The 24139-nt window shown below is 66.0% G+C and carries 18 protein-coding genes; 8 read left to right on the forward strand and 10 right to left on the reverse strand.

Features of this window, described 5'->3' with window-relative positions:
- Positions 1–46: 46 nt before the first annotated feature.
- Positions 47–1003: an alpha/beta hydrolase gene (locus tag IFT65_RS01280; RefSeq protein WP_192079502.1), complete on the forward strand. Its 957-nt coding sequence runs from the start codon at positions 47–49 to the stop codon at positions 1001–1003.
- 49 nt (positions 1004–1052) lie between these two features.
- On the opposite strand, the gene IFT65_RS01285 is transcribed toward IFT65_RS01280, so the two are convergent.
- The 4 genes from IFT65_RS01285 to IFT65_RS01300 form a co-directional block, all read right to left on the reverse strand.
- Positions 1053–2078: an AI-2E family transporter gene (locus IFT65_RS01285; RefSeq protein WP_192079504.1), complete on the reverse strand. Its 1026-nt coding sequence runs from the start codon at positions 2076–2078 to the stop codon at positions 1053–1055.
- Between the two features lie 269 nt (positions 2079–2347).
- Positions 2348–3151, reverse strand: a complete 804-nt coding sequence (locus IFT65_RS01290) for an SDR family oxidoreductase (protein WP_192079506.1) — start codon at positions 3149–3151, stop codon at positions 2348–2350.
- Positions 3152–3160: 9 nt separating this feature from the next.
- On the reverse strand, positions 3161–4714 hold the full coding sequence (locus IFT65_RS01295; RefSeq protein ID WP_192079508.1) for a GMC family oxidoreductase: 1554 nt from the start codon (positions 4712–4714) through the stop codon (positions 3161–3163).
- Entirely contained in the window at positions 4711–6060 is a 1350-nt protein-coding gene (locus IFT65_RS01300; RefSeq protein ID WP_192079510.1) for an alpha/beta hydrolase, read from the reverse strand. Before IFT65_RS01300 ends, IFT65_RS01295 begins: the two co-directional genes overlap by 4 nt.
- Before the next feature lie 299 nt (positions 6061–6359).
- Between IFT65_RS01300 and IFT65_RS01305 the strand changes: the two genes are divergently transcribed.
- Positions 6360–7586, forward strand: coding sequence for an MFS transporter (locus tag IFT65_RS01305; RefSeq protein WP_192079511.1), 1227 nt, complete (start codon positions 6360–6362; stop codon positions 7584–7586).
- A gap of 406 nt (positions 7587–7992) precedes the next feature.
- The gene (locus tag IFT65_RS01310) at positions 7993–10044 is read left to right on the forward strand and encodes a TonB-dependent receptor (RefSeq protein WP_192079516.1); all 2052 of its coding nucleotides are present in this window, start codon (positions 7993–7995) and stop codon (positions 10042–10044) included.
- 208 nt (positions 10045–10252) lie between these two features.
- On the opposite strand, the gene IFT65_RS01315 is transcribed toward IFT65_RS01310, so the two are convergent.
- On the reverse strand, positions 10253–12439 hold the full coding sequence (locus tag IFT65_RS01315; RefSeq protein WP_249404978.1) for a TonB-dependent receptor: 2187 nt from the start codon (positions 12437–12439) through the stop codon (positions 10253–10255).
- Positions 12440–12551: 112 nt separating this feature from the next.
- Between IFT65_RS01315 and IFT65_RS01320 the strand changes: the two genes are divergently transcribed.
- From IFT65_RS01320 to IFT65_RS01335, 4 genes are all read left to right on the forward strand, one after another.
- Positions 12552–13400, forward strand: coding sequence for an AraC family transcriptional regulator (locus IFT65_RS01320; RefSeq protein ID WP_249404979.1), 849 nt, complete (start codon positions 12552–12554; stop codon positions 13398–13400).
- Between the two features lie 175 nt (positions 13401–13575).
- A complete protein-coding gene (locus IFT65_RS01325) occupies positions 13576–15678 on the forward strand; it encodes a TonB-dependent receptor (RefSeq protein WP_192079518.1) in 2103 nt (700 codons plus the stop codon).
- Between the two features lie 2 nt (positions 15679–15680).
- The gene (locus tag IFT65_RS01330; RefSeq protein ID WP_192079520.1) at positions 15681–16436 is read left to right on the forward strand and encodes a class I SAM-dependent methyltransferase; all 756 of its coding nucleotides are present in this window, start codon (positions 15681–15683) and stop codon (positions 16434–16436) included.
- A gap of 66 nt (positions 16437–16502) precedes the next feature.
- Positions 16503–17012, forward strand: coding sequence for a transcriptional repressor (locus IFT65_RS01335; RefSeq protein ID WP_192079522.1), 510 nt, complete (start codon positions 16503–16505; stop codon positions 17010–17012).
- Here the strand turns inward: IFT65_RS01335 and hemG are convergent.
- The 5 genes from hemG to IFT65_RS01360 form a co-directional block, all read right to left on the reverse strand.
- The gene (hemG, locus tag IFT65_RS01340; protein ID WP_192079524.1) at positions 16978–17583 is read right to left on the reverse strand and encodes a menaquinone-dependent protoporphyrinogen IX dehydrogenase; all 606 of its coding nucleotides are present in this window, start codon (positions 17581–17583) and stop codon (positions 16978–16980) included. The genes IFT65_RS01335 and hemG overlap by 35 nt on opposite strands.
- A gap of 136 nt (positions 17584–17719) precedes the next feature.
- On the reverse strand, positions 17720–18988 hold the full coding sequence (locus IFT65_RS01345; RefSeq protein WP_192079527.1) for a carbohydrate porin: 1269 nt from the start codon (positions 18986–18988) through the stop codon (positions 17720–17722).
- Positions 18988–20382 carry a cytochrome c gene (locus IFT65_RS01350; protein ID WP_342365824.1) on the reverse strand — a complete coding sequence of 465 codons (1395 nt, stop codon included), beginning with the start codon at positions 20380–20382 and terminating at the stop codon, positions 18988–18990. The genes IFT65_RS01345 and IFT65_RS01350 overlap by 1 nt, the downstream gene beginning before the upstream one ends.
- On the reverse strand, positions 20379–22019 hold the full coding sequence (locus tag IFT65_RS01355) for a GMC oxidoreductase (protein ID WP_192079531.1): 1641 nt from the start codon (positions 22017–22019) through the stop codon (positions 20379–20381). The genes IFT65_RS01350 and IFT65_RS01355 overlap by 4 nt, the downstream gene beginning before the upstream one ends.
- A gap of 64 nt (positions 22020–22083) precedes the next feature.
- A complete protein-coding gene (locus IFT65_RS01360; protein WP_192079538.1) occupies positions 22084–22674 on the reverse strand; it encodes a sugar dehydrogenase complex small subunit in 591 nt (196 codons plus the stop codon).
- 588 nt (positions 22675–23262) lie between these two features.
- On the opposite strand from IFT65_RS01360, the gene IFT65_RS01365 reads away from it, so the two are divergent.
- Positions 23263–24129, forward strand: coding sequence for an SDR family oxidoreductase (locus tag IFT65_RS01365; protein ID WP_192079542.1), 867 nt, complete (start codon positions 23263–23265; stop codon positions 24127–24129).
- Positions 24130–24139 lie beyond the last annotated feature (10 nt).

The raw sequence follows: 24139 nt of genomic DNA on the forward strand, positions 1-24139 counted from the left end.
TGCGTAACCTGCAAAAACACTCCACCACGGTTACATGGCGAGACTTATGAAGATCAATCACCTCCTTGCTCCGCTCGGCGTGGCTGCCGCCCTCACTGCAGGCAGCGCGCTGGCCACACCCTCCGCCAACCCTGTCCACTACCGCTACGAGCAGGTGGGTGATGTCAGGATCTTCTACAGGGAAGCCGGCCCCCGAAACGCGCCCACCGTGCTGCTTCTGCATGGGTTCGCAGCCTCGTCGTACATGTATCGCGATGTCATCGCCGCGTTGGCCGACACCTACCATGTGATCGCACCGGACCTGCCGTCGTTCGGCCACACCGAGTCGCCTGCCGGCGATGTCTATGCGTACACCTTCGACAACCTGAGCAGGACGATGGAACGCTTCACCGAACAGCTCAAGCTCGACCGCTATGCCTTGATGGTGCACGACTACGGCGCACCGATCGGCTGGCGCTTGGCGACCGCCCATCCGGAACGGATCACGGCGCTGATCTCGCAGAACGGCAATGCCTACGAAGAAGGGCTGGCCAAGGGCTGGGATCCGATCCGCACTTACTGGACAGAACCCACGGCAAAGAACCGCGCCGCGCTGGCCGACTTCCCCACCGCCGCGTCGATCAAATGGCAGTATCTGGAAGGCGTCAGCGACCCCACCCGGGTGCCACCGGATGGCTATATCCTGGAAGGGCTGCGGGTGTCACAGCCCGGCAACGCCGACGTGCAGCTGGATCTCCTGCTGGACTATGCCTCCAACGTGCAGCTGTACCCCACCTTCCAGACGTACTTCCGTACGCAGCGGCCCCCGCTGCTGGCGGTATGGGGCCGCAACGATCCGTATTTCCTGCCGGCTGGCGCGCAGGCGTGGACGCGGGACATTCCCGATGCGGAGATCCATTTCTACGACACCGGCCACTTTGCGTTGGAAACCCATGCGCAGGAGATCATTCCGGTCATCCGCTCCTTCCTGGATCGGCACGTGGCGCCCAGCAGCCAGCCGTGATTGCAACCGCCGACCGGTCACACGGTCGGCGTTCTGCGGCGTGCGCTGCTCAGATCCAGCCCTGGTCGAGCAGCTCGCGTTTGATGTAGGCATAGAACACCGGCGCGGCGACCAGGCCGGCCAGTCCGAACGCCGCCTCCATCAGCAGCATCGCCAGCAGCAGCTCCCAGGCCCGTGCGCGGATCTCGCCGCCCACGATGCGCGCGTTGAGGAAGTACTCCAGCTTGTGGATGACCACCAGGTACAGCAGCGCGCCCACCGCGACGTAGAACGAAACGGACAGCGCGACGATGGTGATGATGGTATTGGAGATGACATTGCCGACCACCGGCAGCAGCCCGGCGACGAACGTGATCAGCACCAGCGTCTTGGCCAGCGGCAACTGCACGCCGAACAGCGGCAACACGATCAGCACGAAGATCCCGGTGAACAGCGTGTTCAACAGCGAGATCTTGACCTGGGCGAAGACCACCTGGCGGAACGCCACGGCCATTCGGCTGATGCGGCCGACCATTTCCTGGGCCAGCGGACCCATCCGCGACAACGGCATTTCGTCATACAGCGCGACCATCGCGCCCAGCACCATGCCGATCAATACCCGCACGCCCACCTGCACGACCGACGTGCCGGCCACACCGAGCTGACGCTGGTGTTCGGCGGCCCATTCGTTCAGTGCGGTGCGCAGCGTGTCCATGTCCTCGGGAATGTAGGCGCGCAGCACGGCCGGCACCTGATGGCGGGAGCTGTTGAGAATGTCCATCAGATGGGCGAGCAGTACGTCGGGGCCACCGGTCTGGTTGCGGAACACCGCCGCGATGCCGACGCCTGCCAAGCTCAACCCGCCGATGATCAGCACAGCCAGCACGATGACCGACATGGCGCGGGCCCGTCCCGGCGGCAGCTTGCCTTCCACCGAGCCAGCAAGCAGGTGGGTCAGGTGGAACACCAGCAGGCCCGACAGCAGCGTCACCACCAACCCCAGGCGCAGCGCCAGCCACATGCCGAGCAGCATCAGCAACCAGGCGGCAATACGGAAGGCGGGCGGGCGGGACGTTCGGGCGATCAGTTCGTGCATGGCGAGAGGCGTACCTTGGATTCCGGAGCGAGGAAGAGAGCCCAGCCATCATACGGCGCCCCGCCCCATGGGTTCCGCATGCGCGAAGGCATCGCCCGAGACGCGTCGGCTCGGCCGGCGCGAGGGCACCGGCTGGTAGCGCCGGGCCATGCTCGGCGAGCGAAGCGGGCCGTTCGCGGGGATCCAGCCGAATGTGAAGAGCAGCCGGCTGAAGCCGGCTCTACCATCGGCGCCACCGCGGGCGCCACCATCGGCGCCACCGCCGTGGGTCAGCCGGCCAGCGTGTAGACCGAGCCCGAATCCACGCGGATGCCTGCGCCGTTGATGAAGCTGGCGCGTTCGGAACACAGGAACGCCACGGCAGACGCCACCTCTTCCGGCCGCCCGCGCCGCTTGAGCACCATCCCGGGGCGTTCTTCGTCCAGGAAGGTGGCAACGGCTTCGTCAAAGGAGATGCCCTTTTCCTTTGCGCGTTTCTCCATCATCGCGTCGGTCATCGGGGTGTGGATGAAGGCCGGCGACACGGTGTTTACCAGCACGTTGTCTGGCCCGTACGCCTTCGACAGCCCCTTGGCCAAGGTGAGGATGCCGGCCTTGGATGCGCAGTACGGCAGCTCATCCACATAGGGCTGCACCGCATCCTCGGACGCGAACAGCACGATGCGGCCCCAGCCCCGCGCGCGCATCGCCGGCACGGCGTGGCGACACATCCGCACCGCGCCCATCAGGTTGATGTCCAGCGTACGCAGCCAGCCCTCGTCATCCACATCGAGGAAATCACCGGTAGCGCCCGTCACACCGGCGGCGTTGACGAAAATGTCCGGCTCGCCCAGATCGGCGCGCACCTTGGCCCAGATCGTATCGACGTCCGCGGCGCGGGTGACATCGCCGGTGATGGCGATCACCTCGCCCAGCGGACTGAGCTCGGCCAGCGCTTCATCCAGCGTGCCGTCGGCTACATCGGTGATGGCAACGCGCACGCCGGCCTGCAGCAGCTGCCGGGCGGTCTCTTTGCCCATTCCCGAATCGGCGCCGCTGATCAGTGCGATGCGCCCTGTGATACCCAGATCCATGTCGCCTCCTCAGGCTGTGGTTGTGCGTCCCAGGCCGTGCGTGGCCAGGAACCTTTCAGCGGTACGAAGCCCAAGCGCCATCTGGGTGAGTGCTGGATTGGCTGCCAGTGCGCTGGGGAAGGTCGAGTTGTCGCAGATATAGAGATTGGCGATGTCGAAACTGCGGCCGTCCGGGTCCACCACCGCGTGCTCCCGGGACGTACCCATCCGGCAGGTGCCCAAGGTATGGGCCGAGCGTTCGGCACTGAAGATCCCGCTGGCACCGGCGGCCTGCCAGATCGAGGTGAGCGTGCGCGTGGCATGCACGTTCAACGCCGTTTCATTGGTGCCGTAGCTGAAATCGATGCGCGCCTTGCGCTGACCGAACGCGTCGGTTTCGTCGGACAGGTAGAGCCGATTTGCTGCCTGCGGCAGGCAGTCGCCGTTGATGCCGATGCCTGCCAGGCGTCGATAACGCTGTAGTGTGCGAACCAACGCCGCGCCCCACAGTCCCGCACCCCGGGCGAGCGTGGTGGCCAGGGTCACCGGCTGCACGCCCAGACTCTGTACCAGATAGCCACCGACGAACGCGGCGGCGTCCGGGCGCAGCTGATCTTCGCTGATCAAGGACGACGGGTAGCCGCGGTTCATGCACATGTCGGCGCCGAACTCGCCCCAGACCTGGGTCGCCACGTGGGCCATGAAATTACGCCCGACCTGTCCGCTGCCGTTGGCCAGGCCAAGGTTGAGCAGCAGGCGCGGGGTTTCAATGCCGCCGGCACACAGGAACACGGCGGCACAGCGCTGACGCTGCTCGACGCCGTTCTGGTGGTAGACCACGCCAGTGACGCGGCTACGTGCGTCGCGTTCGATATCCGTGACGCGGCAACTGCTGCGCAGCTGCGCGCCGAACGCGCGGGCGCGTGGCAGCCACGTGCTGTCCATGCTGGTCTTGGCGCCGTTGCTGCAGCCCTGGTGGCAGGCACCGCAGTTGTTGCAGGCACTGCGCGTGCCGAAGCCGGGCTGCTCACGCGAACGCGTCACCAAAGCCGCAGGTGCGTCCGTGGCCTGAATACCCAGTGCCGCGCAACCGCGCTGCATCGCCTGCGCCGAGGCATTGCGCAAGGGCGGCGGATAGGCATAGTGACGCGTGCTGTCCCACGGATAGTAGGCAGGTCCGGCCACGCCGATGAACGATTCCACGCGCTGGATGTAAGCGCTGAGGTCCGCGTGGGCGATGGGCCAGTCTTCGCCCTGTCCGGTCAACGTCTTCAGCTGCATGTCGCGGGCATCGGGTCGCGGACAGAACGCGCCCCAATGCAGCGTCGAACCGCCCAGTCCGGTGCCGGAATTGTTGGGGCCGAACGCGGTGGGCGTACTGCCGCCGCTCAGCCGTTCTTCCATCCAGTAGATGCCGGAGGTGAGTTCATCGGCCAGATGATCTTCAGAGTCGAATGCGGCGCCGGCTTCCAGCACGACGACCGACAGCCCGGCTTCCGCCAACCGTGCGGCCAGCGGCGCGCCCCCTGCCCCACTGCCGATGACCACTGCATCGACCGGGTGCAACGGCGTGGCCTGCATCATGGGCGTGCTCCCCGCAGTTGCCAGTCCTCGCCGTGGTCGGCCTCGGTATGCGTGTAGCCCAGGCTGTGCCGGCCGTCGCCGCCCACCGCAAAGCCGTCGTAACCCATCAGCGCAAAGGTGGATGGCAGGCTGGTCCAGGTGCGCACCACGGTGGCGCGCGCGTCTTCGAACCAGTGCGCAAGCTGCGCCGTGCTGAACGCGCTGTCCGGCGCAAGAGGATGCTCACCCCGTGCTATCGCCGTCAGCAGCGCGGCCTGGTCGCTGGTCGGCAGGTCGCCGAAATCCATCTGCTGCAGCATGTCCAGCCCGGTTTTCCATGCGGCCACGTCGGCGGGCAGGTCGGCGAAACGCCAGCCGTCGCCTTCCTCGTTGGCCAGGGCGATGTCGATCCGGCGCGCCAGATCCAGGCCATCGGCCTGCCCATCCAGGACGGCCGCCGCCAATGCGCCAAGCACGGCACGCTGCCCGTCGGAGAGTACTCCGCGGGCATCCGGCGCTGGCCCGGCATGACGCTGCAACAGCCGACTGCGCATGCGCGGGACCACCCGGTTGCTGTTGAGCAGGCGCATGAAGTCATCGGGCAGGCGCCGTGCCTGGCTGCGTTCTACCTGCAGCGTGATCAGCCGCGCCACGTCGTGCGGAGCTTCATAGGGCAACAGGTGCGCCGCACCGGGGATGCACTCCAACGTGGCCACTGGGTAGTGCGGTAGGTTGAGCCGACGTTGCGCGTCCGCACCCAGGTCACCGTCCTCAGCGCCGGCCATGATCAGTGCGGGTACGTGAAGCGTTCCTGCCGCATCGGCGACATCCTGGCGGCTGCCACGCAGCAGCCACGCCGCCCACGCCTCCGGCTGCGACCGCAGCACGTCGGCGATGGCACGTTCGCGCAACGCGGGCGGCAGCATGGATGCCGCGTTGTTGTCCACGAACGTCTCCGCATGCTGACGCTGGGGCGCACCGCGGCCAAACCAGGCCAGCATCTCCGCGCGCCGCGCCGGATCCATCGGCTCAGGCGACGGCGGGGAGGCTGCGACCAGGATCACACCCCCCAGTCCGGCCAATCCCAGCAGCCCATCGCGTGACCTCGCCGCCGCAAGCGTGGCGATCTTTCCGCCCATGCTGTGACCGATGGCGAACCAGCAGGGCGGCGCACGGTCTGCCACTTCCGCACAGAACCAGTCCGTCAGCGCAATCACATCCAGGCGTCCTGCGCTTGGCGTGGTTCCAAAGCCGGGTACGTCCAGGGCCACGCACTCGAACTGTGGCTCCAGGGTGGCGATCACATCCCGCCATTCGTCTCGGCTTGCGCCCAATGCGTGCAGAAAAAAAAGAGTGGGCCGCTGCATGAAAAATCCGCCATATCCGGTTCCGGAGCATGCGTGGCATCGCGTCTGCTTTGCGTGCAGAAAAGCGTGTACGCGTTGCATGCACAGCGGCTCGCCACCCTGCCGGAATCGAGCAACCGCATCACGCTTCACGGGTGCTCGTCCACGGCCGTGCGAAAGTAGAACCGGTGCCTGCGGGCGAGGCGTAAGCAGATGCGGGGAGCGCTTGCCGAACACGCCACGCAGCCGTCACAGGCGCACGCGCATAACGTGCCAATGCCGTTGCAGCCGGGCACCCTGCCCCTCCCCGCGAGTCCCCCGTGACCCCAACGCCCTCTGCTCCCTCTGCTTCGCAAACGCCCGCACGGGGTCTCGATGGGCTGAATTTTTTCCTTGCCGATGTCCGCGACGGACTAGGGCCGTATCTGGCCATCTATCTGCTGGCGGTGCACAAGTGGGAGCCGGCCAGCATCGGCGTGGTGATGACCGTTGCAGGGCTTGCTGCGTTGCTGACGCAGACGCCCGCCGGGGCGTTGATGGACCGGATCAACGGCAAGCGCGCGGCGGTAGTGATCGCCGCCTTGGTGGTGACGGTCAGCTGCGTGGTCTTGCCGTGGATCACCTCGTTCACGCTGGTCGCGCTTACCCAGGCAATCAGCGCGGTGGCCGGGACGATCTTCGCACCGGCCATTGCCGCGCTGTCGCTGGGCATTGGCGGCCAACGCGCGTTTGCCCGCCGCATGGGCCGGAACGAAACCTTCAACCACGCTGGTAACGCGGTCGCGGCCGTGCTGGCCGGTGGCCTGGCGTATGTCGGTGGGCCGGTGGTGGTGTTCTATCTGATGGCGGTGATGACACTGGCCAGTGTCGGCGCCGTGCTGATGATTCCGGCCGCCGCCATCGACCATCAGCAGGCGCGCGGCCTGTCAGCCGCGACGTCCGAGCCGGCCGCGCCCGCTGGAATCATGCATCTGCTGCACAACCGTACGCTGGTGATTCTTGCAGCGTGCTGTGCGCTGTTCCATCTGGCCAACGCGGCGATGCTGCCGCTGGTCGGGCAGAAGTTGTCGCAGTCCAGCCCGCACCTGGCCACCACCCTCACCGCTGCCTGCATCGTGGCGGCGCAGCTGGTGATGGTGCCGGCTGCCCTGCTGGTCGGCGCCCGCGCCGACCGCTGGGGCCGCCGCCCTCTGCTGCTGATCGCCTTCTTCATCCTGCCGATCCGCGGCGTGTTGTATCCCCTGTCCGATGCACCGTACTGGCTGCTGGGCGTGCAGCTGCTTGATGGCATTGGCGCCGGGATCTTCGGCGCACTGCTACCGGTGATCGTCAGCGACCTGACCCAAGGAACCGGCCGCTTCAACGTCACCCTCGGCGCTGTCTCCACCGCGTTCGGCGTGGGTGCGGCCTTCAGCCCCGCCCTGGCGGGCGTGATCGTGCAGTTCGCCGGCTACGATGCCGCCTTCCTCAGCCTGGCCGCGATTGCAGCATTGGCGTGCGTGCTGGCCCTTGCGATGCCAGAGACCAGCCGGGTTGGTTCCGGGTAGCGCCGAGCCAGGCTCGACGAGCGAACGGGCCGTTGGCGGGTAGCGCCGAGCCGTGCTCGGCGAGCGAAGCGGGCAGTCCGCGGAGAACAGCCGAATGCCAAGAGCGCCGGCTGAAGCCGGCTCTACCGTGAGCGCCACCGATGATGCCGCCGGTGCCGCCGGGGCGAAGGTATCGTCCGGTAGCGCCGAGCCATGCTCGGCGAGCGCAGCGGGCCGTTCGCGAAGAGCAGCCGGCTGAAGCCGGCTCTACCGTTGGCTCCACCACCGCATTCCCGAACATGACAACGTAACGCCACGTGTCAAATGCGAATGGTTCGTGATACGATTGTTAAGGAAGCTTGAAATACCCCACACGGATGTCCCAGCCATCGCCAGCGGACCCCTCTCTTTCAGGAGTACTGCGTCGATGTTGTCCCCCTCCCCCCTTTCCCGCCTCACGGTGGCCGCCCTGTCGGCGGCCGTCGGTCTCGTCATCACCGCTCAGGCCCACGCCGAGGCCAGCGCCGACGCCGCGTCGGCCAAGCAGATGGACACCGTGGTGGTCACCGCTACGGGCGCCCAGCAGTGGATCCGCGATGCGCCCGCCAGCATCAGCGTGATCACCCGCGAGGAGATCGAACGCAAGCCGGTCAGCAGCATCGGCCAACTGCTCAGCACCGTCCCCGGGGTCACCGGTGGCTACGCGCTGTCGGGTGCGCAATCGAAGATCAAACTGCGCGGCCTGCCCGAGCAGTACACCCTGATCCTCATCGACGGCCGCCGCCAAGGCAATTCGTCGGGCGTGAACTATCGTGACGACCTCGGACCGCAGGATCTCAACTGGCTCTCGCCGGACATGATCGAGCGCATCGAAGTGGTACGCGGGCCGATGTCCTCGTTGTACGGCTCCGATGCCATGGGTGGGGTGATCAACATCATCACCCGCAAGATCGCCAACGAATGGGGCGGCTCGGTCACCTACAACTACAGCAAGCCCGACTCGGACACGCGCGGCAACACGACCCAGATGGGCGCGCTGTTCAGTGGTCCGCTGACGCCGAACCTCGGTCTGCGCGTGGGCGCCAATGTGACCAACCGCGAATCCGACACCGGCGCGCGGCAGACACCCGGCAACAAGGCGCAGAACTACAACGCCCTGCTCAACTGGCGCATCAACGATGACCACACGGTGGGCGTCGAGGCATCGCGTGGCGAGCAGCGCAACAACGGGGCCGGTGCCGTCGGCGCATGGGGCTTGTCCAAGCTGGTGCAGACCGGCTACGTGGTGATGCACGACGGTCGTTACGGCGATGCGTCCACGTCCAAGACCACGCTGGTGCAGAACGACTACGAAGACAAGGGCAGCACCGTCGGCAACCATGCCAAGGAGACCGTGTTCGATACCGCCTTCACCCGCAGCTTTGACTGGGGCTTCGAACAGAACATCAACGTCGGGGGCCAGTGGAAGCGCGAGCAGCTCGAGAACAACAACACCATCGGCACCGTGCCGGTGACCTGGACCGGCACGGGACGGATCAGTCCCACCGCAGAAGCCGATTCGTGGGCGTTGTTCGCCGAAGACCACATCACCCTGCACGAGCGCTTCATCCTGACGGTGGGGCTGCGCTGGGACAACACCGACAACTACGACGACAACCTGAGCCCGCGCATCTACGGCGTGTGGCATCCGGCGGATGCGTGGACGATCCGTGGTGGTGTCTCGGAAGGCTTCCGCGCGCCCACCTTGAAGCAGGGCACGGCCGGTGCGGCGACCCAGAGCGGCGGCAATGGCTGCACCGCGCTGACCGCCGAAGGCTGGACCAACCGCTCGGTCAGTGCCGATGGCACTACCGGCTGCTATATGGCGGGCAACCCGGACCTGGAACCGGAAACCAGCACCAATTACGAGATCGGCGTGGGCTTCGACCAGGGCGGCTGGTCCGCATCGGCAACCTACTTCCTGACCGATTTTGACGACAAGATCCAGCAGGTACCGCTGCGCGAGATTCCCGGTCAGTCCACCAGCTTCGTCAACGGATTCTGGTGGACGGTGGCGCAGAACGTGCAGAAGGCACGCACCCGTGGCGTAGAAGCCAGCGTCACCGTGCCCCTGCATGAGCGCCTGAGCTGGACCACCAACGCCACGCGCATGCTGGAATCGAAGAACCGCAGCACCGGCGCCAGCCTGCTGGTGGTGCCCAAGATCACCGGCAACACCTCGTTGGACTGGCAGGTCACCGATGCGTGGTCGTTGAACCTGAGCGCGCAGCACATCGGCGAGCAGCTGGTGTCGGCCACCAGTGCGACCTTCGCCAAGGCCTATACCACGGTGGATTTGGTGACCGGGTTCGACGTCAATGAGAGCCTGACCCTGCGCGCCGGCGTACTGAACGTCGGCGACGTATCGACCATCGAAGAAGGCAATAACTACGACGGTGGCGCACGGACATTCTTCGTGGGTGCAACAGCGCGGTTCTGACCGGGATCGGGGCGTGCACGCGGTGGGTAGCGCCGAGCCACGCTCGGCGAGCGCGCAGCGCGGCGCCTTTGCCTTTCCGCCGAGCACGGCTCGGCGCTACGGCGGCAACGGCCTGACGGCCAGCGGCCGTCACTACCGACGGCAGCGCACGCTGTTGGTTGTCTTTGTCTTTCCGATCCGGAGGGGTTGCCCCCCCAGCGCGTCGCCGTTACAGCGTGTAGCTGATCTCGGCGCCGATGATGCGTGGATTGTCGATCGGGCCGTAGTAATTGCCGTCGCGACCGAAGGCCAGGTTGTCGAAGATCAAGCCGTTGATGCGGCGCTTGTCGGTCAGGTTCTGCACGAAGACGCGTGTGCTCCAGGGGCCGTGCACATAGCCTACCTGCACGCCCAGGATGGCCACGGCGGGCTGAAACGCGCGATTACGCTCGTCGAGCGCACTCGAACCGGTGAACGCCGATTCCACCCGTGCAAACAGGCCGGACGGATGTTGATAACGGGCTGCCACGTAGCCGGTGTAATGCGGGGTGAGCTTGACCCGGTTGCCTGCGAGGTTCTCGTTGGCCGACGCCTGCAGGGCGGTGTATTTCGCATCCACGTAACCGGCGTTGGCGGTAAGGGTCAGCGCGGGGGTGATCGCGTAGGCGCCCTCCAGTTCTGCGCCCCGTGAGCGGATCGACGCATCGGACCCTACGTAGTCCGAAGAGATCGGCCGGCCATCGGCATCCACGGCCAGCTGGATTTCCTGCCAGTTGTCGGAGGTGATGTGGAACACCGCGCCGCCCACATGACCACGCCCTGCGCCGATGTTCATCTTGAAGCCCAGTTCGTGGCTCCACATCATTTCCGATTCGTAGCGCAGCACTTTCGCGTTGATGACATCGCTCTGTGCCGCCGCCAGGTTGAAGCCACCCGGTATGTAGCCCTTGGCAGAGGCTGCGTAGAACGCCAGATCCTCACTGGCGTCATACCGCAGCGATACGCGCGGCAGCGTCGCACTGAAGGTGTGGGCGAGTGCGGCGTCGCGGTAGCGCACCACCCCGCCGGCTGCCAGGTCGAGTGAACCGGCGCGCTGCTCGGTGGAGCGCCGTGCCTGTTCGTGGCGCAGACCCACGCTGGCGGTCAGTTCGGGCAGCGTCGGCAGGCGGTAGCTGGCAGTGGCGAAGGCGCTGTAGTCCTCACCCTTGGCGGTCTGCCGCGGGGCAAGGTGGTAGCTGTCCAGTCCGCGGGTGATGGGGCCGACGAAGGTGCCCAGTACCGAGTCCTTGTGGGTGCGGTAGGTCGATACGCCGGCCATCCAGGTAAAGGGCCGGTCATCGAGCGAGCTGAAGCGTGCCTCGGCGTTCCAGGCTGTCTGCTCGTCATGGATGCGCCCGGCGAGTGCAGCGCTTTGCGTCATGTCGAAGTCATAGCCGGCCGAGGTGTCTTCCTGGGTACGGTAAGAAGTGGCAAGGTCCACCGTGCCGGTCGCCAACTGCCACTGCGCGCTGGCACCGGCCACGCTCTCGTCGTTCTCCGTGCGCTTGGGGGCGTCGTTGATGTAGGTGAAGTCGCCCGCGCGGCGACCGCCGTTGAGCGCTTCCCCATACGTGCGGTTGTACAGGCCCACGTCCAAGGGCAGGTACTCGTACTCGAACATGCCCGGTGCCCGCGTGCGCAGATGGTAGGCCAGCGCATTGACGATCACATAATCGCTGGGTCGCCAGCGCAGCTTTCCCTGCAGGTAACCCTCACCGACCTGGCCGCGGGTACCGCCGAAGGGGGTCAGGTTGCGCAGATAGCTGTCGTCGTCCGATGCCATGAAGGCCACCGAGCCGGACAGGTCGCCGCCGGGTCGCAACGGTCCGGCGAGAAAGCCGTCCAGGCTGTTACCGTTGCCATTGCCGAACCACGTGCTGCGCAGGGTGAGCTCACCCTCTGGCGTATCAGAGGGCCCGCGCGTGCGCACCAGAACCAGCCCCGATTCGCTGTTGGCACCGTACAGCGTGCCCTGTGGGCCGCGCAGTACTTCCACCGATTCGACTTGGTTGAGCACGGCATTGCTGAGTTCACGGAACGGAATCCCGTCGATGTAGACCGATGCGCGGTTGACCAGGAAGGGATTGGATTCGATCCCGCGGATCGAGATGAACATGTCGCTCAACTGGCCCATGGCGTTGAACTTCACGTTGGGTGCCAGCTTGTCCAGGTCGCGGAAGTCGACCACGCCAGCCTCTTTCAGCGCTTGCCGGTCAAGCACGGTCACGGATAAATCGCTTTTCAGGTACGGCGTATCGCGCTTGGATCCGGTCACACGCACGCCATCCAGTGTGGTGGCGTCCTGGGCGGCGGCGGAGTGTGCAAGCAGGATCAGGCTGGCGGCGATCGCAGCAGCCAAGGAAGCGGGGGCGTTCAAAGGAGGCCTCACAGGAGAATGGACAGACGTCGAAAACAGACTGTTATGATGTAACAATTCACCGGGGCCGCTACTCCATCTGCACGCGCAGGACTCCATTCGCGGCACGCTGATGTCATTGGCCGAGGTACTGCAGCGGGAGGCCCTCGCAGCGCCGCTGGCGGTGACCTCCAGCGCCGATGGAGCGATCGCACTGATACGCCATCGGTTCGAGGCAAGCGAAGGTGCGATGGGTCGGCCGGCCCAGCTTCGCCTGGCGCTTGCCGTCGGCGGTGGTGGACGCCTGCTGCAGCGCGCCTCTGGACGTCAGGCACTGGATGCCCGCTGGTCGGTAGGCCAGTTCAACGTGGTGCTGCCGGGACAGGCCGGCAGTTACGTGAGCCCTGCTCTGGAGGTGGTGGGTCTGGCGGTTGACTGGGCGGCGCTGTGTCAGCCCCCTTTTGCTGCGGCAGAGTTGGATCCCTTGGCAATGACGCTGCACCGTGACGCCACCGTCAGCGCCCTGCTGCACGCGCTGTGGGCGGCGGCTGAAGGCGGCGTGCTGTCCGATGCGCTGCTGCACGCGGGCGCAATGGCCGTGCTGCAGCGGTTGGCCCAGCTCGCGCAGCAGACCCAGCGCTCCTTGAAGGTGGTGCGTCCGCTGAGTGCGCTGCAGGTGCAGGCCCTGCTTGCTTATATCGATGCATCACGCGATGGCCGCCCGACGGTGACAGCGATGGCCACTGCACTGGGTATGCCCACGTCGCGTTTCGGTCGGGCGTTGCGGGCGGCGACCGGGCTCTCGCCGTACACCTTCCTCACCCATCACCGCATGCAGTGGGCCCGCACCGAACTGCTGCGAGGCTGCAGTGTCACGGCGGTCGCGCAGTCGGCGGGCTACGCAAATGCGAGCAAGTTCTCCGCCGCCTTCCGCCGCGTGGTCGGTCACGCGCCATCCATCTGCCGGAATCTGCAGGGCTGAGCACCGCAGCCCGATGCAGCATGACGATGCCAGTGGTGTTAGGCGCATGTAATGTTATAACATCCGTTGCTGGATGGTTCACGTCGCGATGTGCCGGATCTTCCAGTACCGGCTATCGCACTGCGCCGCCCAACTCTTTCGCCACTGCATGCCCAGAACGGGCAATGGAAACCGCATGACGTCTACCCGTACCACGCTCGCTGCGCATATCGCGCTCGCCCTGTTCGCCAGCGGTGTCATCGCACCGCAGGCCCGCGCCGATGCTGCGCTCCGCCCGTCCGCCGCCACGCTCGATGCCGTCCATGTAACCGGCATGATCGAAGACGCCAGCAAGATCGCCTCGCCGGTCAGCGTGATCCGTGCCGAGAAGATCCAGCAGGCCGGTGGCAACCTGGGCGAAGTGCTCGACGGCCTGCCGGGCGTCCGCGTGGATTCCTTCGGCGCCGGTGCCGGACGGCCGGTCATCCGCGGGCAGACCGCACCGCGGGTGAAAGTGCTCTCCGACAGTTCGTCCGTGCTGGATGCATCTGACATCTCCCCTGACCATGCCGTCACCGTTGATCCGCTGATGGGCGAGCGCATTGAAGTGCTGCGTGGTCCGGCCACCCTGTTGTATGGCGGCGGTGCCATTGGCGGTGTGGTCAACGTACTGGACAACAAGATCCCCAGCCGCCTGCCGGACAACGGCCTGGAAGGCCGCCTGCTGGTCCGCGGCAACACGGTAGCCAATGAGCGTGTGGGGGCGGCCTCGGTAACCGGTCAGATCGGCAGTTCCAACCTGGTGCTGCACGCCGAAGGCTCCTACAAGGACGCAGATGATTACCGTGCGCCGGATCTTGCCGAGTCACGGGTGGATGCCACCTTCAGTCGCTCCAGCAACGGCAGCGTCGGTGCCAGCTGGGTGACCGACAACGGCTACGTCGGTCTTTCCTATTCGTATCGCGAGGACAAATATGGCCTGCCCGGCCACAGCCATGAGTACGAAGGCTGCCACCCCCACGGCAGCGCGCTGCATTGTGGTTCGCACGAACACGGCGCGGAAGACGACCACGACCATGCGCACGAACACGATCACGAGCACGTCGCGGCCATCGACCTGACCAGCAAGCGGATCGACCTGCGCGGCGAGTACAGCGACCCGTTCCCCGGCATCAGCCGCATCCGTTTCCGTGCCAACCACACCGACTACCAGCATGACGAGATCGATGGCGAGGAAGTAACCACCACCTTCGCCAACAAGGGCTACGACAGCCGCATCGAGCTGGAGCACGTGCCATTGGGGCCGTGGACCGGGGTGTTCGGCATCCAGCACGCCGACACCACCTTCAGTGCACAAGGGATCGAAGCGTTCCTGCCGACCGTCGACACGCGCACCACCGGTCTGTTTCTGGTGGAGCACGTCGAATTGAACGAACACTGGCATTTCGAGCTCGGCGCGCGGCATGAGTGGTTGCAGCACCAGCCGCAGGCCGATGTCCGCAACCGCCCGACCTTCGATGACACCGCCACTTCGTACTCGGGTGCGGCGATCTGGTCGTTCCGTCCGGATGTATCGCTGACCTTCGCATTATCGCGGTCACAGCGCCTGCCGCACGCGCAGGAGCTGTACGCGCGCGGCATCCACATGGCCACCAATACCTACGAGTGCGGCTTGCTGCGCAGCGCGCTGACCTGCGGTGGCGCAGCCAATGATGCCGGCCTGGACAAGGAGACCTCGCGCAATGCCGAGCTCACCCTGCGCAAGACCGAAGGACCGCTGACCTTCAGCGTAGGCGCCTTCGCCAACAACGTGGACAACTACATCTACGCCCGCACCCTCGACCAGTACGAAGCCTTCCGGCTGATCAAATACACCCAGGCCGACGTGGAGTTCCGCGGGGTGGAGGCGGAGGTCGGCTATCAGTTCACCGACGCCTTCTCGGCCAGCCTGTTCGGTGACCGCACCCGGGCGCGCTTTGCCGATGGCGGCAACGTGCCGCGCATCCCGGCGGCGCGCTTCGGTGGACGCGCCAACCTGGTAGTGGGCCAGTTCGACGGCGAACTGGAACTGTACCGGGTCAACCGACAGACCCACATCGACGACTTCGAAATGGAAACTCCGTCGTACGACATGGTCAACCTGACCATTGCCTATACCCTGCCCCACCACAACAGCCAGGTCTTCCTGCGCGGCAGCAATCTGATGGACGAGCAGGTCTGGAACCATGCCTCGTTCCTCGCCAACACGGTGCCGCAGCCGGGACGCAACGTCAGCGTCGGCTTCAGCTACCGCTTCTGACGATGGCTCAGACCCTGTATGACCGGGTCGCCACGCTCCACGGCCACCGGCCGTGGGGCGCGGTCCTAGACGCCGGCACCGGTCCCGCCTCGATCCGCTGGCTGGAGTCGCTGGACACCCAGCGCTGGACGGCGGTGACCGGCTCGGAGCAGATGCTGCAGAAGACCACGCAGGCCCTGCATCTGTCCCCCCGCGCTGACGATCGCCTGGTGGTGGGCAACTGGATGGATCCGCAGCTGTTGGCCGGCGAGCACTACGACGTGGTGCTCGCCGACTATCTGCTGGGAGCGGTCGAAGGTTTTGCGCCTTACTGGCAGGATCGCTTGTTCCCGCGCCTGCGGCCCTTGGTGGGCAAGCGCCTGTACATGATCGGGCTGCAGCCTTACGTGCATGGTCAGCCCGATACCGAGGCCGGGCGCATGGTCAACGACATCGGGCGCCTGCGCGATGCCTGCCTGTTGATGGCCGGTGACAGCCCGTATCGCGAGTACCCGCTGGACTGGGCCTTGCGCAGCCTGGAGGCCGCCGGTTTCCGCATCATCGATGCACAGCTCGTGGCCATCACTTACGGCAGCCGATTCATCGAGAGCCAGTTGGCCATGTGTTCGCAGGCGGCAGGCAAGCTGCCAGACCGCACCTTGGCCGTCGCATTGCTGCGTCATGTCGCCGACCTGCAGGCGCGCGCACTGGCGCTGGCCCGGCAGCGTGGTGGGCTGGCACATGGCCATGATTACGTGGTGGTGGCCGAGCCCGCATGACCCATCGGCCGGTCCATCGGAGTTCCTTCCCTCGTCGCACCTGCCGTCGCCCCGACAGGAGATTCCATGCCGCTTGCCCTGCCCCCCACATCGCCGCCCCACCGCCCCGCTGTCGCGGCGCTGGACAATGAGCGCATCCGCACGATCCATCGGCTGGTGCAGCAACGGGGCCAGCGGCTGACCTCGGCCCGGCTCAGGGTGCTGCACATCCTGGCGGGGGCCGATGGCCCGCTGAAGGCCTACGCCGTATTGGATGAGATCCGGCGGACCTTGCCCGGAACCGGACCCACCGCGGTCTATCGTGCGATGGAGTTCCTGCAGTTCCACGGCTGGGCGGTGAAATTGAACTCGATCAATGCCTATCTGTTCCTGCCGCCCGGCACGCCGGGCAATTGCACGTTCCTGGTCTGCGACACGTGCACCAGCGTCGCAATGCTGCGGTCCGCTCCGCTGGAACCGGGATGGGTTGCGGCATCGCGCCACCTCGGCTTTGTTCCGGCCACACACGCGGTGGAGATTTCCGGCCGCTGCGCGCAGTGCGTCAGCCAACGTGCTGCAGGGGGCGATCCGCGCTGAGACGCGGGGTGGGCTGCGCCACGGGGGTCACCGTTTCCGGGGCCAGCGCGTTGGCAATCACGCTGGCGAACGCATCCACCGCGGCCCAGTCGGTGAACTCGGTGGCCGTGGCAGGATCGGTGGGGCCGCCGGTGAGTTTCATGATCAGGCGGATCACCGTCGCATCGAAGAACCCATACTGCGGGTAGTCGATTTTACCGGCGAACACCGCGATGCCGTCCGGCGTCCATCCGGTGCGGGCGAGGAATGGCGCCACGTAAGGGTTGCCCTGCGGCGTACGCTTCGTGGCCTTGCGGGCTATCGCGCTGACGGAGAAAAAAAAGCCGCGCGCGGCGCTGATCTGCGCACCGTTGGCGCGGACAAACGCGGCCAGCCGCGCGTGATGGCGACCGTGACGGATGCTGCCGCCGACCACGATGGCATCGAAGCGTGTCAGATCCAGGCCAGACGCATCGAACGCTGTGACAAGGTCGATTCCGTGACCTGCCCGGCGCAGTCGCTGCGACAGCACGCCGGCGATGCGCGCGGTATGTCCATGGGTGGATGCGTAGACAATCAGTGCGTTACCCATGCTCATCCGTGCGTGACCGGGTGGACGTCGGACCCGTACCGCGAGCGACCCAAGGCGGTAGTTTACCGGGGCACCGCCAGCCGGCCCTGCGACAAACCGCCGCAACGCGGTGTCACGCCATCCGTGGCGACAACGACTACAGCGTGGCCTGCGCCTGCAGGGTGAACACCCAGGCATCGGGCCGTTCGGACAGGCCGGAAGGCCGGGTCACATATTGCGCCGCCGGCCGCAGGATCAGCCAAGGCGCAACCTGCACGCCGTAGTTCACCTCCAGCATCTGCTCACGGGTCTGCACGGGGTCACCGCTGCTGCGTTGCTGCGCCTGCAGCCGGTCGGAGAAATCCAGCCGGGTCCACCCGACACTGACGATATCGTCCTCGCGTGCGCGGAACGGGCCGCGCCAGCTTACGCCGAGCTCCCACGAACGCCGCAGCGACCCCGTCCGCACATCGGCCTGGGTGGCGATGGCGAACGCGGACACGCCACGCACCGTCTCTGCTTCCGGCTTCCAGATGCGCTGCGCAAGCTGGATGTACTCGCCGCTGCGGTGCGAAGCCTCGCGTGCCGCAGGGTCGCCCAGCTGCACGGCGTTGGACGTGTCCCGGTAATAGCCGACCTTATAAGTGCCGCCGTAACCGCGCTGGCCGGGATCATGGACGAAGCCCAGTTCCACCGGGAAGAACAGGCCCGTGTTTCCATCCAGCGCGAGCTTGAACCCATTGTCGGCCTGCTTGCGCGAGGGGTTTACATCGAACACACCGGTCTGTGCGTACCAGCCGGAGGGGTCGGTCCATTTGGCACGCAGCCCCCATTGGCCGGTGGGATTATCCAGCCAGCCCGAGCTGTAGATCGGCCCCAGTGGGTGGCCACACTGTCCGTTGTTGTTGAAATTGCAGGTGTACGGCAGGCCACCGAAATCGTTGCCCATCGAGAAGAAGCCACCCTTCAGGCTGAGCCGCTTGTCCAGCAGCGAGCGTTCGTAGGACACCTCGTTGAGGCGGAAATTCTGGCCCTGTCCCCAGAACGCCTGGTTCTGGATGTAGCTGCCGGTGTAGCGGTCATGCACTGCCTGGCCGAAGCGGTCGGACAGCACGATCCTGACCGTACCGTCGACGCCCAGGGCCTTGCCGGTGTCGATGATGGCGCCAAGATCAAGATGCGTGGCCGTGGCGCTGCCCGAACCACGGTAGCCGCCATCCGCATACGCCGATGACACCACGGCGCGGGCAGTGGGAGTGATGCCGGCATCCTGCAACCAGTTGCGCAGCGGTAATCCCGTGCTGAGCGGCACCTGCTTTACCGTGTCGACCGGCTTGGCGGCGGGCTCAAGGCGCGCCTCGGCGGCAGCGGTCTGCTGCGCGGCGAGCAGCGCAGCCAGCGATAGCACCCCAGACAAGGCGCGCATCACAGACCCCTCTTCCTGCGCGCGGCGCGACGACGCCACAGCCAGTACACCAGCCCGATGAACAGCAGTGCGGCTGCCGGCAGGCCGTAGGTGGTGAGCGTCATCAGCAGCGGCGCCGGACCGCCTGCGCGTGCGCGCTTGACGTCGTCCAACGATACGCTGTCACCGGGACCGAACTGCTGTCGTACGTAGGTCGCGACGTTGGCGATTTCCGTGTCGGTCAGCGGTTGCACGTACGAGCCCGTGGAGAAGTGCGGCATCAGCACGTGCTCACCCGCCACCTCGCGGTCTACGCCGCTCAGGATGGTCGCCAGCAGGTTCTGCGGGGTCGCTGCGCCCACCGTGCTGTTGTGGGTCAGGGACGGATAGTACTGATCCGCGCTGCCCTCGCCGCGACTGCCATGGCAGCTGGCGCAGGAGCCGTCGTAGACCACCTGGCCGTTGTCCAGCGGCAGCGAGGTGCCGCGCAGGCGGGCCTCGCCGGCAGTCGTGGCGCCGCCCTCCCGCAGCGACCAGGAAGAGGCGCTGCGGGTCATGCCCGCGTCCGCCACCGGGGGCACCGTGCGCAGGTAGGTGACGATCGATGCGATGTCGTCATCGGTGAGGTGGGACAGGCTGTGGGTGATGGCCTCTGCCATGCCGCCGCCGGCCTGCGCCTTGCCGCTCACCTTGCCGGTTTTCAAGTACTGGGTGATCTCCTGATCGGTCCACGCCCCGATACCGCTCACCGGGTCAGAGGTGATGTTGGGGGCGTACCACAGCCCCAGCGAGCCTCCTGCCAACGGCTGGCTGGACTTTTCCTGCATCAGCAGCCCGCGCGGCGTATGACAGCTGCCGCAGTGCTCCAGGCCTTCGACCAGATAAGCGCCACGATTCCACTGGGCACCCTTGGAGGGTTCGGCGACGAACGGCGCGTCATCCAGGAACAGCAGGTTCCAGCCCGCCATCGAAAAGCGCATGTTGAACGGGAACGGCAGGTCGGTGGACGGGGACACCTCATCGACCGGTTTCACCTCGGCCATGAAGTAGGCATACAGATCGTGGATGTCCTGCTCGCTCAGCTTGGCATACGCGGTGTACGGCATCGCCGGATACAGACGGGCGCCATCCTTGCGGATGCCCTGGCGTACGGCGCGCTCGAAGTCGGCTTCGCTATAGCGGCCGATGCCGAACTTCACGGAAGGGGTGATGTTGCTGGCCCATATCTGCCCCATCGGCGAGGCGATGGCGTAGCCGCCGGCGTAGGCTTTGCCGTTGGTCGGCTTGGTGTGGCAGGCCATGCAATCACCGGCCGTGGCCAGGTAACGTCCCCGCTCCACCGCATCGTCTGCATGGGCCGCGGGCACGCACAGCGCCCACGCCGCCGCCAACAGGACCAGCGCAGCCGCCCTCACAGCGCACGCTCGATGGCATCGGCCGTCTTCAGGCCCAGCGCGGCCATGGTCAGGGTGCTGTTGACCACGCTTGCCGACACCATCGCACTGCCGCCGGGCAGCCACAGGTTGGCGTGGTCATGCGCGCGGCAGTTCTCATCCACCACCGAATCGCGCGGGTCGCTGCCCATGATGGTGGACCCCATGATGTGGTTGTTCGCATTGAGCGCGGTGGTGATGTTGAATTCTTCGGCGTTGAACAGCGAGCCGATGTGCCGCAGCTGCTCGCATGCCTTGTCATACCCCTTGCGAGCGTAGTCACCGAGCGAATAGTGGATGTCCGGGCAGGCAAGGCCCAGCCCATCCACCCGGGATGTGGACAGGGTGAGGCGGTTGGTCGGGTCCGGCAAGGGTTCCAGGCTGATGGACAGATCCACGCCATACACGGCCCGTCTGCGGATTTCCGCGTCGAGGGCATCACCGACCAGCCCCATCGCAAGCGCTTGTTGGGTCGCGACAGGCACGCGACTGATGTTGTTGAGGATGATCTTGTTGGCCGAGTAGTCCGCCCGGAAACTGCCGTCACGCGGGCCGACCATGCAGCTGGACTGCGCGGGCCCGCGGCCGAGCCAGATCGGGCGGTCGGCAATGAAGGAGCAGTGGAAACCGGAGTGATCCATCATGTTGCGTCCGACCTGATCAGATCCATTGGCGATGCCGGTCGGGTTCTGTTCGTTGGCCGCCAGCAGCAGCAGACGCGGCGTTTCCAGTGCGTTGCAGGCGATGACGAACTGTCGCCCGGTGGCCTTGTGGCTGACCCGGTCACGGTCGTACCAGTGCACGGCGGTGACGGTGTTCTGCGCATCGGTGTCGATGCGGTAGACCACGGCCTCTTCCAGCACGACCGCGCCTTTCTTCTCGGCCGCGTCGACGGTGTGGATGCCGTTGTACATGGCGCCGATCGGGCAGATGGGTTGGCAGTTGTTGTTGCCACAACAGGCGGGCCGCTCGTTCCAGGGCTGAATGGTGCGGCCCTGCGGGATCGGCACCAGGTTGTAGCCGTGCGGGTTGACGACCTCGGCGAAGGTGGAATCACCGTGCCCCCAGGGAATCATGTCTGCCACATAGGGCCGGGATCGTTCGCGCGGGCTCTGCCGCGTCGGATCATTGGGCCCCGATACGCCTAGCGCTTCTTCTGCCCGGCAGTAGTAGTCCTCGATGTCCGCGTAGGCGATGGGCCAGTCGCGGCCAACCCCATAGGCCGATTTCATCTTGAAATCCACCGGCAGGTGGCGCCAGCACGACGCCGCCCAGTGCCAGGTAGTGCCGCCGACCGCCTTGATGAAGCCTTGGCGGAAACTGCTGGCATCGGGGCCGCTCAGGGCGACGTAGTCGTTGGCTGGAAAATACAGCGGTGCGGTGGCGTGCGGCGACTGCGGGTACGGGCCCTGGAAGTCACTGCCCAAGCGGCGTTCGAAGCTCGCGTTACGCCAGTTCTGTACGACCTCGGCCCGTTTCAGGCGCGGGCCGGCCTCCAGCATCACCACGCTGTGACCGGCGGCGACGAGCTGGTTGGCCACCAGCGCGCCAACGACGCCGGAACCGACCACGATGACGTCTGCCTCGACGTCACCGTTGTTGAATGTAGGTTTCTTCACGGAACAGCACTCCGGAGGCGCGGTGCATCAGCGCCGCGCGGCTATCGACAGGATCAGGATGTTTTCAGCGTGCGGCGACGGCCGGCGGAGGCGCAGCAACCCACCACGCAGGGCCACCCCTGGCGTAGGTTGCCGGGAAGATGCCGTCGGCGACCGGATGCTGCATGAGCGCATCGCGGTAGGCCACGGTGACTGCGTCGGTGCCCTTGCCTACCGTGCCGGTGTACCAGGCCGCGACGATCACCAACGCAGCGTCGCGGACAGCCGGGATGGCAATGAACTCCTCCGGTGAGTCCACTGTGCCGGCCAAGCGCTGGAGCGCATCCAGCGTGGACGTGGTGGCCGGCTCATGGACGGCCATCGCAGCGCGGATGCGCCCGGACACGTAGGGATCCAGATCGTGCTTGCCGGTCAAGGCACTGGACAACGCCAGGAACCTGGCATCTGCGGCCGCATCAGCGTCTGACGGGACGGAGTCGGCTTGCTGGTTGGCGCTTGGCTGGGTGCCGGCAGCAGCGGTATCGCTGCGACGGCAGGCTGCGAACAGCGCCATCGAGGCCGACGCCAGGAGAAATCTCCGACGTGACCAGGCATGGGGTTGTTCAGAGCCCGCATCACCGTTGCTATCGTCCACGGAAGCGTTCCAATGCGGCATGTGAGGGGGAAGCTGCGCATGATTGCAGGCTGCGGAGACACCATCAATTGGCGGAGCTATTAATTCAAATCTGCAACTAATAACGATACCGACGCTTTAATTCATCGCATTCAACAACTTGATTGCGGATTGCACCGCAAGGTGAGCGTGGAGTGAAACGCAGAACGATCTGTTTACACCCTCAACAGGATGTTCCGCGTGAAGTCGCCCTGCCGAGCACGGCTCGCCGCTACAACGGCTGCATGCATGGTCTGGTAGCGCCGAGCCACGCTCGGCGAGCGCGCAGCGCGGCGCCTTTGCTTTCCCGCCGAGCACGGCTCGGCGCTACAACGGCGGCGTGCACGGCCTGGTAGCGCCGAGCCACGCTCGGCGAGCGCGCAGCGCGGCGCCTTTGCTTTCCCGCCGAGCACGGCTCGGCGCTACAACGGCGGCGTGCATGGTCTGGTAGCGCCGAGCCACGCTCGGCGAGCGCGCAGCGCGGCGCTTCTTCCCGTGCCCTCTCCACATCACGCAGACATCCCGGGGCCACGCGCTTTACCGTCGCCCCGCCACACTCCGGCTTCCCTGCTGCCCCCGGAGTAAATGCTGATGTCAGTCCCCAACTACCCCAAGCCCCCGTTCAACACCCCTCAGCAGTCCTTCCCCGGCAAGACGGACAAGATGGAGCCGCGCCCCGACCACGGTGAGGACAGCTACGTCGGCCACGGGCTGCTGAAAGGCAAGAAAGCCCTGATCACCGGCGGCGACAGCGGCATCGGCGCTGCCGTCGCCATTGCCTACGCACGGGAAGGGGCCGATGTGGCGATCGCTTTCCTCAAGGGTGAGGAAAAAGATGCGGAGAGCATCGCCGCGCTGATCGAAAAGGCCGGCCAGAAGGCCGTTCTCTGCCCTTGTGACGTGAGCGATGACGCGCAGGCCGAAGCGCTGATCAAGCGCGTGACCGACGAGCTGGGTGGGCTGGACATCCTGGTCAACAACGCCGCCTACCAGCGCTACTACGAATCCTTCGACGAGATCACGCTCGAAGACTGGCGCAAGACGTTTGAAACCAACGTGCACGCGGTATTCAACCTCACGCGTCTGTCGGTGCCGTACCTGAAGGACGGCGGTTCGGTCATCAATACCGCGTCGGTGAACTCGAAAAAGCCCACTCCGAACATCCTCCCCTACTCCAGCACCAAGGGCGCGTTGGCCAACCTCACCATCGGGCTGGCAGGACTGCTGGCCGAAAAAGGCATCCGCGTGAACGCGGTGCTGCCGGGCCCGATCTGGACCCCCTTCATTCCTGCTGGCATGGCCGCCGAAGAAGTGGCGCAGTTCGGCAGCCAGACGCCGTTTGGTCGACCGGGCCAGCCGGCGGAACTCGCCTCGGCGTATGTGATGTTGGCGGCTGACAGCTCGAGCTACACCTCGGGCGCACTGCTGACGATCTCCGGCGGTGCCGCAACGCTGTAACGCTTCGGCT

This window comes from Stenotrophomonas sp. CFBP 13725 (assembly GCF_014841935.1).
In the GTDB taxonomy this organism is placed as follows: domain Bacteria; phylum Pseudomonadota; class Gammaproteobacteria; order Xanthomonadales; family Xanthomonadaceae; genus Stenotrophomonas.